Raw genomic sequence first — 14618 nt, forward strand, 5'->3', positions numbered from 1 at the left:
CCGCCGGTTACTGGTTGAGGCGTTTGTCGATCAGGCCCTGCACCACACTTGGGTCGGCCAGGGTCGAGGTATCGCCCAGGTTGTCGAGTTCGTTGCAGGCGATCTTGCGCAGTATACGCCGCATGATCTTGCCTGAGCGCGTCTTGGGCAGCGCCGGGGCCCACTGGATCAGCTCGGGCTTGGCGAAACTGCCGATTTCCTTGCTGACCAGGGCCAGCAACTCGGCCTTGAGCGCGTCGTCCGGCGTTACGCCATTCATGGGCGTGACGAAGGCATAAACGCCCTGGCCCTTGAGGTCGTGGGGGTAACCGACCACCGCCGCTTCGGCGACGCTGTCATGCAGCACCAGCGCGCTTTCCACTTCGGCGGTACCGATACGGTGGCCGGAAACGTTGATCACGTCATCGATACGCCCGGTGATCCAGTAGTCACCATCGGCATCGCGGCGGGCACCGTCGCCGGTGAAGTAATAGCCGGGCATCGGCTTGAAGTAGGTGTCGACCATGCGCTGATGGTCGCCATAGACGCTACGGATCTGCCCGGGCCAGCTGGCCTTGATCACCAGCAGGCCGGCACCGGGGCCTTCGATGAGCTTGCCCTTTTCGTCCAGCAGCACTGGTTGTACGCCGAACATGGGCTGGGTGGCACAGCCGGGCTTGAGCGACTGCGAGCCGGGCAACGGGGTGAGCATGATGCCGCCGGTTTCGGTCTGCCACCAGGTATCGACGATGGGGCAGCGCTTTTGCCCGACTTCCTCGAAATACCACTCCCAGGCTTCGGGGTTGATCGGCTCGCCGACGCTGCCCAGCAGGCGCAGGCTCTGGCGTGAAGTGTTTTGCAGCGGCGCGGAGCCTTCGCGCATCAGCGCGCGCAGGGCAGTCGGGGCGGTGTAGAAGATGTTCACCTGGTGCTTGTCCACCACTTGCCAGAAGCGCGAGGTGTCCGGGTAGTTGGGCACGCCTTCGAACATCAGCGAGATCGCGCCATTGGCCAGCGGGCCATAGACGATGTAGCTGTGGCCGGTGACCCAGCCGACATCGGCGGTGCACCAGAACACCTCGCCGTCACGGTAGTCGAACACCACCTTGAAGGTGAGGGTGGCCTGCAGCAGGTAGCCGCCGGTAGTGTGCAGCACGCCTTTGGGTTTGCCGGTGCTGCCGGAGGTGTAGAGGATGAACAGCGGGTCTTCGGCGCCCATCGGCTCGGGAGCGCAGTCGTCGCCGGCCTTTTCCGTTGCCTCGTGGTACCAGAGGTCACGGCCTTCGGCCCAGGCGACATCGCCGCCGGTGCGGCGCACCACGAATACGCTGCTGACCGCGGGGCAGCTGGCCAGGGCCTTGTCGACGTTCTGTTTCAGCGGGATGCGTTTACCGCCGCGCACGCCTTCATCGGCGGTGATCACCGTACGGCAGTCGGCATCGAGGATACGGTCGCGCAGGGCATCGGGCGAGAAGCCGCCGAACACCACCGAGTGGATGGCACCGATGCGGGTGCAGGCAAGCATGGCGAAGGCGGCCTCGGGGATCATCGGCATGTAGATGCACACCCGGTCGCCTTTCTTCACCCCGCGTGCTTTCAGCGCATTGGCCAGGCGGCAGACCTGGCGGTGCAGTTCGCGGTAGGTGATGGCCTTGGAATCCTTGGGGTCATCGCCTTCCCACAGCAGGGCGGTCTGTTCGCCGCGTCGTGCCAGGTGGCGGTCGATGCAGTTGTAGCTGACGTTGAGCTGGGCGCCGTCGAACCAGCGGGCGCTGCCGGTCTTCAGGTCGCATTGCTGCACGCTCGACCAGGGTTTTATCCAATCCAGGCGCTTGGCCTGTTCGGCCCAGAAGGTGTCGGGGTCATCAACCGACTGGCGGTAGAGGCGGCGGTACTCGTCGGGGGTAAGGGCGGCGGACTGGCTGACGGCCAGGGCCTGGGGGTAGTTGCGGATATCGAACATGGCGGGTGGTCCTGCTCTTGTAAGGGGCGATGGACTGCAACGGCTATTCGATAGGACAGTGTAGCCAGAGGTGATGTTCCTTGAGGGTAGACTCGGTCCCTGTAGGAGCGGCCTTGTGTCGCGATGGGCCGCAGAGCGGCCCCGGGATCTCAGCGCTGGCGCATCAATTGTCGGGGCCGCTCTGCGGCCCATCGCGACACAAGGCCGCTCCTACACGGAGCGACCGTGTGACGGCTTTGGGATCAACCGCGGTGACGGCCGCGGAAGTAGTTGATCAGGCCTTGGGTAGAGCCATCTTCGGCACTGTCTTCCAGGCTGCCGACCAGGCGTTGGTAAACGCCCTTGCCCAGCTCCTTGCCCAGCTCCACGCCCCACTGGTCGAAGGCGTTGATGCCCCAGATCACGCTCTGTACGAAGACCTTGTGCTCGTACATCGCCACCAGCGCGCCCAGGCGGCGTGGGCTGATGCGCTCCACCACCAGGGTATTGCTCGGGCGGTTGCCCGGGATCACCTTGTGCGGGGCCAGCTTTTCGATGTCCGCTTCGTTCAGGCCTTTGCCACGCAGCTCGGCTTCGGCTTCTTCGCGGGTCTTGCCCAGCATCAGCGCCTGGCTCTGCGACAGGCAGTTGGCGTACAGCCACTGGTGATGGTCGGCCACCGGGTTGAAGCTCACCACCGGCACGATGAAGTCGGCCGGAATCAGCTGGGTGCCTTGGTGCAGCAATTGGTGGTAGGCATGCTGGCCGTTGCAGCCGACGCCGCCCCAGATCACCGGGCCGGTGTCGGTTTTCACCGGGGTACCGTCCTGCAGCACGCTCTTGCCGTTGGACTCCATGTCCAGCTGCTGCAGGTGCTTGGTGATGTTGCGCAGGTAGTGGTCGTACGGCAGGATCGCGTGGCTCTGTGCGCCCCAGAAGTTGCCGTACCAAACGCCCAGCAGGGCCAGCAGTACCGGCATGTTCTTTTCGAACGGCGCGGTCTGGAAGTGCTGGTCCATGGTGTAGGCACCGGACAGCAGTTCCTTGAAGTTGGCGGTACCGATGGCCAGGGCGATCGGCAGGCCGATGGCCGACCATAGCGAGTAGCGCCCGCCCACCCAGTCCCACATCGGGAAGATGTTTTCTTCGCGGATGCCGAAGGCCACGGCGGCGGCCTTGTTGCTGGAAACGGCGATGAAGTGGCGGTACAGCTCGGCTTCCGAGCCGCCCTGGGCCAGGTACCAGGTACGCGCGGCCATGGCGTTCTTCAAGGTCTCGAGGGTGTTGAACGACTTCGACGAGACGATGAACAGGGTGGTTTCGGCGCGCAGGTTGGCCGACAGCTCGTGGAACTCACTGCCGTCGATGTTCGCCAGGTAGTGGCAGCGCACGCCGCGCTGGGCGTAGGGCAGCAGCGCCTCGGAGACCAGCTCGGGGCCGAGGAACGAGCCACCGATGCCGATGTTGACCACGTCGGTGATCGGTTTTTCGCTGTAGCCGCGCCACAGGCCGTCGTGGATGCGGCCGACCAGTTCGGTGATCTGGTTGAGCACCTTGTGCACTTCCGGCATCACGTTCACGCCGTTGACGCTGAGCTTGTCGCCCACCGGCCGGCGCAGGGCGGTGTGCAGCACCGGGCGGCCTTCGGAGGCGTTGATGATTTCGCCACTGAACATCGACTTGATGGCGTCCTGCAGGCCCACTTCGTTGGCCAGGTTCACCAGCAGGTCGCGGCTTTGTTCGGTGATCAGGTTTTTCGAGTAGTCGAGGAACAGGCCGCAGGAGCTCAGGGAGAACTGGTCGAAGCGCTTGGCATCGGCGGCGAAGGCTTCGCGCATGCTGAAGCCTTGCATGGCGTCGCGGTGTTGCTGGAGCGCCTGCCAGGCGGGCAGGGCCGTGACATCGTGGGGTGTACGGTAATACGCCATTGCGCGGGGTTCCCTTGGTGCGTGGTGAGACCTTGGACACGGCACTCATTGCCGGGTTCAGGCTGGCACCATTATAGGCAAAGGCCACTTGCAGGGAATGGGTATGGCGGGGGAATTTGGGGGCGCTTTGCGCTCCTTCGCAGCACAAGGCTGCTCCTACAAAGGAAGGCGATCTTCTGTAGGAGCAGCCTTGTGCTGCGAATGGGCTGCAAGGCAGCCCCAGGCCGTTACGCGGTCTTCTCTTCCAGATGCAGGTACAGGTTGTCGATCAACCGTGTGTTACCCAGGTAAGCCGCCGCGATTACCACCAGGTCTCGATCATCGATCACTGCCGGGCGCAGGCTCACGGCATGACGCACTTCCAGGTAATCCGGCCGGAAACCAGCGGCGGTCAACTGCGTCTGGCCTTCGGCAACCAGTGCGGCAAAGTCCCGTTGGCCACGGCCGATGCCAGCAGCGATGTGCTGCAGCGTGCGGTACAACGCTGGCGCCGCAGCACGCTGCTCAGGCGTGAGGTAACCGTTGCGCGACGACAGCGCCAGGCCGTCCTCGGCCCGCACGGTGGGCTCGCCGATGATCTGGATCGGCATGTTCAGGTCGCGCACCATGGCACGGATCACCGCCAGCTGCTGGAAGTCCTTTTCACCGAACACGGCAAGGTCGGGCTGGACCATGTTGAACAGCTTGCTGACCACGGTGGCCACGCCTTCGAAATGCCCGGGCCGGCTGGCGCCGCACAGGCCTTCGGAAAGGTGGGGCACGCTGACGCGGGTTTGCACGCTCATGTCGTCGGGGTACATCTCTTCGACGCTGGGCGCGAACAGCAGATTGCAGCCAGCCTGGAGCAGGCGCTCCTGGTCGGCGGCCAGGGTGCGCGGGTACTTGTCGAGGTCTTCGTTGGCGCCGAACTGCAGCGGGTTGACGAAGATGCTGGCGACCACGAAATCGGCGCGCTGCGCAGCCTTGGTCACCAGGGCGGCATGGCCGCTGTGCAGGTTGCCCATGGTCGGCACGAAGCCGATGCGCTTGCCTTCACCGCGGGCGCGGGCGACTGCGGCGCGCAGTTCGCGGACGGTCTTGACTGTATTCATGCACTGAACCCGTGTTCGCTGCCTGGGAAGCTGACTTGCTTGACCGCCTCGACGTAAGCGACGAGGGCGCTGTGGATATCCGGCTGGCCTTGCATGAAGTTCTTCACGAACTTCGGTACCCGGCCGCTCAGCGACAGGCCGAGCATGTCGTGCAGGACCAGTACCTGGCCATCGGTGCCGCTGCCGGCGCCAATGCCGATCACCGGGATGGATACGGCACTGGTGATTTCCGCCGCCAGTTCGCTGGGCACGCATTCGAGCAGCAGCATGGCTGCACCGGCCTGTTCCAGGGCGATGGCGTCGGCGCGCATCTGCCGGGCCTGGGCTTCCTGGCGGCCCTGCACCTTGTAGCCGCCCAGCACGTTGACAGTCTGCGGGGTCAGGCCCATGTGCGCGCACACCGGCACGCCACGCTCGGCCAGCAGGCGGATGGTCTCGGCCAGCCAGGCAGCGCCTTCGATCTTGATCATGTGGGCGCCGGCCTGCATCAGCGTGGCGCTGTTGGCGAAGGCCTGCTCCGGGGTGGCGTGTGCCATGAACGGCAGGTCGGCGAGGATCAGCGCGCCGTCGTTGCCACGTTTGACGCTGGCGGTATGGTAGGCCATGTCCGCGGTGGTCACCGGCAGTGTGCTGTCGTGGCCTTGCAGGACCATGCCCAGCGAGTCGCCCACCAGCAACACTTCGACACCGGCCTGGCTGGCGGCCTTGGCGAAGGTCGCGTCGTAGCAGGTCAGCATGGTGATTTTTTCACCCTTGGCCTTGAGGCCATTGAGGGTGGTCAGGGTTACTTCAGGCATGTAGGAAATTCCTCGTTCAGGCGCTGTAAGAAACGACTGCATTCAACGCGTGTAGTCATCTTCCGGAGCGGCACATCATCGGGCGTGATGTTCGGGCACAGGTCCGTCCGGGCCTAAATACGGGTATGCGGCACTTTGGTGCCACACGGGACGCCTATAGTCGTGAGCGAGGTTGGGGAAGTCAATCACCCTGTTACCGCATTGTTACGATCAGGGTGTTACTGGCGTTACCGCGCCAGTGTGCAAGGCTGGAACGCCCGGTTTACAGGCGTTCCAGGCCGACGAACGGGCAGTCGTCGAGCAGTTGCGCGAGGGCGCGGCCGTCGGCCAGGCGGAAATCGCTCGGTACCAGTTCCGCCAGCGGGTACAGCACGAAAGGCCGGGCATGCATGTGGTAATGCGGCACTTTCAGGCGCGGCTCATCGAGCACCTGGTCGCCGAACAGCAGGATGTCCAGGTCCAGTGTGCGCGGGCCCCAGCGTTCCTTGCGCACGCGGCCCTGATCGTTCTCGATGGCCTGCAGTGCATCGAGCAGGGCCAGCGGTGGCAGGGCGGTGTCCAGGGCGGCGACGGCGTTGGTATAGCGCGGCTGGCCGGGCAGCAGCGAATCGCTGGTGTATAGGGCCGAGGCCGCCACCAGGCGCGTGGCTTCGACCTGGTCGAGGGCCTGCAAGGCGCTGCGCAGCTGCTCGGCAGGTGCGTCCAGGTTGCTGCCCAGGCCGATATAGGCGCGGGTACTCACTCGAAGGCCTCGTCGCCACTGCGCTTGCGCTTGCCACCGCTACGCTTGCGTTTGCGCGGGCCGGCGCCGGTGCCTTCGTCACGGCTGCCCAGCTCGCGGATCATCTCGCGGCGCTCGCTGTCGTTGGCATCCTGGTAGTCGGTCCACCACTGGCCGAGGTCGTCGGTTTCTTCCCCGGCGCTTTCGCGCAGCAGCAGGAAGTCGTAGCCGGCACGGAAGCGCGGGTTGTCCAGCAGCATGTCGGCGCGCTTGCCGCTGCGGCGTGGCAGGCGCTCCTGCATGTCCCAGATCTCACGGATCGGCAGGGTGAAGCGCTTGGGGATGGCGATGCGTGCGCATTGCTCGGCGATCAGGTCGTGGGCCGCACCGTTCATGGCCGGGATCGGCGGCACGCCTTGGTTCTGCAGGTGCAGCACGCGGGCCGGCAGGGCTGGCCACAGCAGCGCGGCGAAGAGGAAGGCCGGGGTTACCGGTTTGCCTTGCTTCACGCGCAGGTCGGTGTTGTTCAGCGCCTGGCTGATCAGCGTGTGGGTGTAGGTCGGGCGCTCGTCCAAGGCATGCGAACTGGCCGGGAACAGCGGCTCGAACAACTGCAGGTCGACCAGCATCTCGAAGACGATGGCGCCCTGGCCGGAGAGGAACAGCTTGAGGCTCTCTTCGAACAGGCGCGCAGGCGGAATCTCGCGCAGCAGTGGGGCCAGCTCGCGGATCGGCTGGACCGTGTGCTTTTCGATGCCGAAGTCGAGCTTGGCGGCGAAACGCACCGCGCGCAGCATGCGCACCGGGTCTTCCTGGTAGCGGTGGGTAGGGTCACCGATCAGGCGCAGCAGGCGGTTGCGAATATCGTGCACGCCGTTGGCGTAGTCGAGGATGCGCTCGCTGACCGGGTCGTAGTACAGGGCGTTGATGGTGAAGTCGCGACGTTGCGCGTCCTCTTCCAGGGTGCCGTACACGTTGTCACGCAGGATGCGGCCACTGGCATTGTGCGACGAACGGTGGCTGTCGCCCTGATCGTCCTCCGAGTGGTGGGCGCGGAAGGTGGCGACTTCGATGATCTCACGGCCGAAATGCACGTGGACCAGCTTGAAGCGGCGGCCAATGATGCGCGCGTTGCGGAACTCGGCACGGACCTGTTCGGGGGTGGCACTGGTGGCGACGTCGAAGTCTTTCGGCGTGATGCCCAGCATCAGGTCGCGGACACAGCCACCGACCAGGTAAGCCTGGTAACCGGCGCTCTGCAGGCGTTCCACGATGTTCACCGCATGGCGGCTGAACTGGTGGCGTTGCAGCGAGTGCTGGCTCTTGTTGATCACCTCAGGCGTGGTGCGCCTGTGGTGCGGGCCCGGTACGGGCGGGCGGAACGACTGGAACAGCTTCTTCAGCATGGGATGCACTGTTTGAAGGAATGTTCGGCCAAGAATAGGAGAATGGCCGCATGATGGGCGGGGATTCTAGCATTTACTCAAGGAATGGTGTAGGCGGGTAGCAGGATGCCTGCCGGAAGGGTAGAAACGACAAGGGGAGCCTAAGCTCCCCAAGAAGTCGTTGCGTGCTCTTATTGTTTTTTTGCTGGGCTTCTTGTTTTTGTTGAGTGCCCTGTCCACAAATCTCGAAGCTTGTGGACGACCCCCAATCCAGGGGTTAAGAGCAAACGGATTGCTTTGGTCGCTGATGTCACGTTGATCTGTCGATCCAACCAGTTCAGGCGCTGCTTTTTAGTGCAGTTTTTATTGTTCTCTGCCTGGTTGTGGGGCAAGCCCCAAACACGCATCCTCTCCAAAAGAATCAGTTAGCTGCGCCTCCGCCGTCTTGTTTTTATTGTGCGTGAGCCGTTTCGTCTTGTTCTTATTCTGAGTTGCAGTGCTTGTTATTGTTCTTGTACCAGACATATAGCAGGTGCCGTGCCAACTTTTGCAAACCCAGTAAAATCAAGGGTTTAGAGGTTGTGAGCAGTTTTTCAGCGGTCGAAAATGTCGAAATTTCGTTACCGTACGCCTCGGGAACTGTTACGGCGGAAAGCTTGGGTAACAGATTTTTGCGGGGGCTGAGGTGTTACCTGGGTGTTCGCCGTGACACGTTCAGCGCCTGTGAGATCGAGCGCCGCCCGCGCGGCGCTTCGCGGCACAAGGCCGCTCCCACATCTGTTTCGGGCCAGTCACTCCTGTGAGGTCTCCTCTGCCCGCCTTGTCTGTTCCATTCGATATCAAGGGGGGCGCGACAGCTCTTCATCAACTTCAGCCATGCACCAAGGCTGCAACCCATCTGGCACAGGAATGATTGGCCCGAAACAGATGTGGGAGCGGCCTTGTGCCGCGAAGCGCCGCGCGGGCGGCGCTCGATCTCACAGGCGCCACATAGGCTGCGGCGTACGGTGGCGGGCAGGTTGAGTTACTCGCTGGTAGCATTGCTCTTGCGCCGCGGGATACCCAGGCGCTGGCGGCGTTCCCACAGGCATTTGCGGCTGACCCCGAGCTTGCGGGCCAGTTCGGTCTCGGTCATGTGGTCCTGGTGCTCGAGCACGAAGTGCTGGAAGTAGTCTTCCAGCGACAGGTCCTCGGTCGGCTCATGGCTGGCATTCGCCGAACTGGCCACGACCAGGGCGTTGTCGAGGATTTCGTCCTCCTCCAGGTCGCCCAGCTCGATGTCGATGCCCAGCAGGTCGGCGGAAATTTCTGCGCTCTCGCTGAGGATCACCGCGCGCTCAACGGCGTTTTCCAGCTCTCGCACGTTACCCGGCCAGCTGTAGTGACGAATGGCCTGCTCGGCTTCGGCCGAGAAGTGCAGGTCGTCGCGGCCGATGCGCGCGCTCTGGCGGGCGAGGAAGGCGCTGGCGATCTCGTTGACGTCGCTGCCTCGCTCGCGCAGGGCAGGCAGTTTCAGGGCGATCACGTGCAGGCGGTAATACAGGTCTTCACGGAACTGGCCGGCCTTGGCCAGGTTTTTCAGGTCGCGGTGGGTCGCGGCGATCAGGCGTACATCGACCTTTTGCGACTGTACCGAACCCACCCGGCGAATCTCGCCTTCCTGCAGCACGCGCAGCAGGCGGGCCTGGGCTTCCAGCGGCAGTTCGCCGATTTCGTCGAGGAACAGGGTACCGCCATCGGCAGCTTCCACCAGGCCGGCGCGCCCGGCGCTGGCGCCGGTGAACGCGCCTTTCTCGTGGCCGAACAGCTCGGACTCGATCAGTGTCTCGGGGATGGCGGCGCAGTTCACCGAAATCATTGGTGCCTTGGCCCGACGCGACAGGTTGTGCAGGGCGCGTGCGACCAGCTCTTTACCGGTGCCCGACTCGCCCTGGATCAGCACGTTGGAATCGGTGGGCGCGACCTTGCGGATCTTGCTGTACATGTCCTGCATTGGCGGGCAGGAGCCGATGATGCCGATTTCGCCATTGGCGGCTGCCGCGCTGCCTTTGTCGGCCGGGGCGGCCTTGCCATTGGTGGCGCGTGGCTCGGCCGCCGGTGCGGCAGCCGGGGCGTTCTGCCGGTCGCGCAGGATACGCGCCACCGCTTGCAGCATCTCGTCGTGGTCGAAGGGCTTGGCGATGTAGTCCACCGCGCCCATTTTCATCGAGTCTACCGCCGAGCGCAGGCTGGCGTAGCTGGTCATGATCAGCACCGGGGTGCCCTGGCCGAGCTTGATCAGCTCGGTGCCGGGCGCGCCTGGCAGGCGCAGGTCGCTGACGATCAGGTCGAAGGTGGCAATGCTGAAGCGTTCCTGGGCTTCCTGCACCGAGCCGGCTTCGCTGACCTGGTACTGGTTCCGTTCGAGCAGGCGACGCAAGGCCGAGCGGATGATGGTTTCGTCTTCGACGATCAGAATGTGCGGCATTGATTCAATTCTCTCGACGGTCTCGAATTTCAGGGGACGTCGCTACGACATGCCGGGGCAGGGTCACGCGGATCCGGGTGCCACGTTGCCGTTCGATATCGGCCGGGCTGTCGATGGTGATTTGCCCATAATGCTCTTCCACGATGGAATAGACCAGAGCGAGCCCCAGTCCGGTTCCTTCGCCCGGGTCCTTGGTGGTGAAGAAGGGTTCGAACAGGCGGTCCATGATGTTCTTCGGGATCCCGCTGCCCTCATCCTCGACGATCAGGTCGACGGTGTGCTCGCTGACTTCGCTGCGCACGCGCACGGCGCTGCCGGGCTTTGATGCGTCGCGGGCGTTGGAGAGCAGGTTGATCAGCACCTGGGCCAGGCGCTGCGGGTCCCCTTCGGCCCAGTGCTCCGGGTCGCATAGGTTGAAGAACTGTACTTCGAAATTGCGCCGGTTCAACGCCAGCAGACCGATGGCGTCCTGCGCCACTTCGGCCAGGCATACCGGCTCTTCGCTGTTCTGGTGGCTGCCGCCGGCATGGGCGAAGCTCATCAGCGACTGGACGATGCGCGATACCCGCTTGGTCTGTTCGAGAATCTGGCTGGACAGCTCGATGATTTCGCCATCGCCCTCACGCTCCTCGCGCAGGTTCTGCGCCAGGCAGGCGATGCCGGTGATCGGGTTGCCGATCTCGTGCGCCACGCCGGCGGCCAGGCGGCCGATGCTGGCCAGGCGTTCGGAGTGCACCAGCTTGTCTTCCAGCGCCTGGGTTTCGGTAAGGTCCTCTACCAGCAGCACCAGGCCGCTGTTGCCCGGGGCCAGCGGTTCGTCGATGGCCGCCTTGTGCAGGTTCAGCCAGCGCGGCTGGCCGTCCAGCGCCAGGCGCTGCTTGTGCAGGTGTTCGTCGGGCACGTTGATGAAGCCTTGCAGCAGGCCGCGCCAGGGTTCGCTGATGGTGACCAGGCGCGAGCCGACCACGTGCTTGGCAGCGATGCCGGTGAGCTCTTCCATGGCCTTGTTCCACATCAGGATTTCCTGGTCCTTGGCCAGCGAGCAGACGCCCATGGGCAGTTCCTGCAGGGTCTGGCGGTGGTAGCGGCGCAGGGCGTCGAGCTCGGCGGCCAGGCCGGTCAGGCGCGAGTGGTAGTCTTCCAGGCGGCTTTCGATGAAGTGGATGTCCTCGGTCACGTAGTTTTCGTTACCGGACTTGTACGGCAGGAAGGTCTCGACCATGTCCTGGGCCACGCTCGGCCCCATCAGGCCGGACAGGTTGGCCTCGATACGGTCGCGCAGGCGGCGCAAGGCATAGGGGCGGCGTTCGTCGAATGGCAGGTAGAGGTCGCGCAGAGCCTGTTCCACTTCCTTCTGTGCGGCCTTGGCGCCCAGCGGCTTGGCCAGTTGGGTGGCGAACTCCTGTGGCGAGGCGGCGTGCAGTTCGCGGCGTTGCGGGCGGCGCACGTTGTCCACCGCGCAGGCTTCGGCGGCGCTGACCTCTTCGTTGCTGGCGTTGGTGAACAGCGAGATCAGGGTGAACAACAGCACGTTGGCCGCCAGCGAGGCGATGGCCGCCATGTGCCAGCTGGTGTCGTCCAGCACGTAGATCATGTCCAGCAGCGGGATGTAGAAGCCCTGCAGGTTGCCAAGCAGTGGCAGCAGCATGGTCACCATCCACACCAGGGTGCCGGCCAGCAGGCCGGCGATGAAGCCACGGCGGTTGGCAGTCGGCCAGTACAGCACCGACAGCACGCCCGGCAGGAACTGCAACGTGGCCACGAAGGCGACGATGCCCAGGTTGGCCAGGCTCTGGTGGTTGTTCTGGGTCAGGTAGAACATGAACCCGGCGGTGATGATGGCGACGATCAGCGCGCGGCGGGTCCACTTCAGCCAGCGGTAGATGTTGCCTTCGGCCGGCGGCTGGTACAGCGGCAGCACCAGGTGGTTGAGGGCCATGCCCGACAGCGCCAGGGTGGTGACGATGATCAACCCGCTGGCGGCCGACAAGCCGCCGACGTAGGCCAGCAGCGCCAGTGCCTGGTTGTTGGCGGCAAGCCCCAGGCCCAGGGTGAAGTACTCGGGGTTGGTGGTGGCGCCCAGGCGCAGGCCGGCCCACAGCACCAGCGGCACGGCCAGGCTCATCAGCAGCAGGAACAGCGGCAGGCCCCAGCTGGCGCTGACCAGAGAGCGCGGGTTGAGGTTTTCGGTGAAGGCCATGTGGTACATGTGCGGCATGACGATGGCCGAGGCGAAGAACACCAGCAGCAGGGTGCGCCATGGGCCTTCCTGCAGCGGCGTATGCAGAGCCGCCAGGGCGGTCTGGTTCTGCAGCAGCCACACTTCCAGTTCGTGCGGGCCGCCGAACACGCCATACAGGGCGTACAGGCCGATACCGCCCAGGGCCAGCAGCTTGATCACCGACTCGAAGGCGATGGCGAACACCAGCCCTTCGTGCTTTTCGCGTGTGGCGATGTGCCGCGAGCCGAAGAAGATGGTGAACAGGATGATCAGCGCACAGAAGGCGAAGGCCACCCGTGCCTTGACCGGCTCACCGGTGAGGATGCTGATCGAGTCGGCCACCGCCTGGATCTGCAGGGCCAGCAAGGGCAGCACGCCGATCAGCATGATGATGGTGGTCAGCGCCCCGGCCCAGGTGCTGCGGAAACGGAACGCCAGCAGGTCGGCCAGCGAGGACAGCTGGTAGGTACGGGTGATCTTGAGGATCGGGTAGAGCAGCACCGGCGCCAGCAGGAACGCACCGGACACCCCCAGGTAACAGGCAAGGAAGCCGTAGCCGTACTGGTAGGCCAGGCCCACCGATCCATAAAAAGCCCAGGCACTGGCGTACACACCCAGCGACAGGGTGTAGGTCAGCGGGTGGCGAATGATCGAGCGCGGGATCAACCCCCGCTCGCTGATCCAGGCCACGCCGAACAGCACCATGAGGTACGCGGCGCTGATCAGGATCATCTGGGTCAGGCTAAAGCTCATCGGCATCTCGTTGGCTCTGCAGGATGAAGGTGACGACGATCAGGATCAGCCAGAGCAGGTAAGGGCGATACCAGGCTCCGGTCGGTTCGATCCACCAGTCCATGATGGCCGGGGAGAACAGGTAGATCCCCACGACCAGAAGCAGGACCAAACGATAGATGTACATGCTGGCCTCGATGGTTGGGCGCTGCGGGCTTGGACTTATTATTGGCGCAAATGGCTGGGCGGATGCTAGCGGGAATCCATAGGGTTCGCCAAGAGGTTGAATTTATTGGGCTTTTGTTTTTGAGGGGTGGGTTGCCTGTGCCGGCCTCTTCGCGGGCGCGCCCGCTCCCACAGGTAAACCACAAATCTTGAAGGTGGTGTAGTTCCTGTGGGAGCGGGCGTGCCCGCGAAGAGGCCGGTAATGCCTCAGCGCAAATCAGCCTCTGGCACTGTGGCCCGCTGCGCAATCGCCTCGGGCCGCCACTGCTTGCGAGCTACCGCCAATACCTCCGCCGGCGTTGCCAGCAACAACTCGGGGGCTGCTTCCTGCCCCAGCGCCCGCAACGCCCGCAGCAACAGCGGTGTCGCCTGGTCCGCCTGCAGCGGCGGCGAGCGGTACGACTTGCCCAGCTTGTGCCCGTCCGGCTGCACGATCAGCGGAATATGCAGGTAACGCGGCTGCGAAAAGCCCAGCAACTCTTGCAGGTACAGTTGGCGCGGGGTGTTGTCGAGCAGGTCGGCGCCACGCACGATGTCGGTAACACCTTGCCAGGCATCGTCCAGTACCACCGCCAGCTGGTAGGCATACAGCCCGTCGCGGCGCTGGATGACGAAATCGCCCACTTCACGCCCCAGGTGCTGCTGGAACTCGCCCTGCACGCGGTCGGTAAAGCGGTAGATCAACTCTGGCACGCGCAGGCGGATCGCCGCGCCTTCCCGAGCATGCCCGGCGTTGCGGCAAAGGCCCGGGTAGATGCCGTTGTAACCCTCCAGCTGCTTGCGCGAGCAGGTGCAGGCGTAGGCCAGGCCCATGTTGAACAGGCGGTCGACCACCGCGGCATAGGCATCGTGCCGCTGGCTCTGGAACACCACTTCGCCGTCCCACTCCAGGCCGTAGCGCTCCAGGGTCTGCAGGATCGCATCGCGAGCACCGGGCATTTCCCGAGGCGGGTCGGTGTCTTCCATGCGCAGCAGCCAGCGGCCGTTCACGGCGCGGGCATCGAGCCAGGAGGCGAGGGCTGCGACCAGCGAGCCGAAGTGCAGGAAGCCGCTGGGGGTGGGGGCGAAACGCCCGATGTAGCTTGATTCGGTCATGGTCAGGCTGGGCATATAAATGAAACGGGGCGCAT

At 64.3% G+C, this 14618-nt stretch carries 10 protein-coding genes; all 10 read right to left on the reverse strand.

Features of this window, described 5'->3' with window-relative positions; translation table 11 throughout:
* Positions 1-7 precede the first annotated feature (7 nt).
* The 10 genes from acs to gluQRS all read right to left on the reverse strand — a co-directional run bounded on the left by acs (position 8) and on the right by gluQRS (position 14583).
* Positions 8-1942, reverse strand: a complete 1935-nt coding sequence (gene acs, locus ABIB24_RS21610; RefSeq protein ID WP_025340693.1) for an acetate--CoA ligase — start codon at positions 1940-1942, stop codon at positions 8-10.
* 242 nt (positions 1943-2184) lie between these two features.
* Positions 2185-3849 carry a glucose-6-phosphate isomerase gene (gene pgi, locus ABIB24_RS21615; RefSeq protein WP_025340692.1) on the reverse strand — a complete coding sequence of 555 codons (1665 nt, stop codon included), beginning with the start codon at positions 3847-3849 and terminating at the stop codon, positions 2185-2187.
* Between the two features lie 227 nt (positions 3850-4076).
* Positions 4077-4940, reverse strand: coding sequence for a pantoate--beta-alanine ligase (gene panC / locus ABIB24_RS21620; RefSeq protein ID WP_354317172.1), 864 nt, complete (start codon positions 4938-4940; stop codon positions 4077-4079).
* Positions 4937-5737: a 3-methyl-2-oxobutanoate hydroxymethyltransferase gene (panB, locus tag ABIB24_RS21625; protein ID WP_025340690.1), complete on the reverse strand. Its 801-nt coding sequence runs from the start codon at positions 5735-5737 to the stop codon at positions 4937-4939. Before panB ends, panC begins: the two co-directional genes overlap by 4 nt.
* 262 nt (positions 5738-5999) lie before the next feature.
* On the reverse strand, positions 6000-6479 hold the full coding sequence (gene folK, locus ABIB24_RS21630; protein ID WP_137162445.1) for a 2-amino-4-hydroxy-6-hydroxymethyldihydropteridine diphosphokinase: 480 nt from the start codon (positions 6477-6479) through the stop codon (positions 6000-6002).
* A complete protein-coding gene (locus ABIB24_RS21635; protein ID WP_015271847.1) occupies positions 6476-7864 on the reverse strand; it encodes a polynucleotide adenylyltransferase PcnB in 1389 nt (462 codons plus the stop codon). Before ABIB24_RS21635 ends, folK begins: the two co-directional genes overlap by 4 nt.
* Positions 7865-8867: 1003 nt before the next feature.
* Complete coding sequence (locus ABIB24_RS21640; RefSeq protein ID WP_013974271.1) at positions 8868-10310, reverse strand: sigma-54-dependent transcriptional regulator; 1443 nt, start codon at positions 10308-10310, stop codon at positions 8868-8870.
* 4 nt (positions 10311-10314) lie between these two features.
* Positions 10315-13290 (reverse strand): sensor histidine kinase, encoded by a 2976-nt coding sequence (locus ABIB24_RS21645; protein WP_170929334.1) that lies wholly within the window; start codon positions 13288-13290, stop codon positions 10315-10317.
* Positions 13274-13450: a hypothetical protein gene (locus tag ABIB24_RS21650; protein ID WP_003250005.1), complete on the reverse strand. Its 177-nt coding sequence runs from the start codon at positions 13448-13450 to the stop codon at positions 13274-13276. Before ABIB24_RS21650 ends, ABIB24_RS21645 begins: the two co-directional genes overlap by 17 nt.
* Positions 13451-13695: 245 nt before the next feature.
* Positions 13696-14583 (reverse strand): tRNA glutamyl-Q(34) synthetase GluQRS, encoded by an 888-nt coding sequence (gene gluQRS / locus ABIB24_RS21655; protein WP_354317176.1) that lies wholly within the window; start codon positions 14581-14583, stop codon positions 13696-13698.
* Positions 14584-14618 lie beyond the last annotated feature (35 nt).

The organism is Pseudomonas sp. UYEF17 (assembly GCF_040546125.1).
Taxonomy (GTDB): domain Bacteria; phylum Pseudomonadota; class Gammaproteobacteria; order Pseudomonadales; family Pseudomonadaceae; genus Aquipseudomonas; species Aquipseudomonas putida_Z.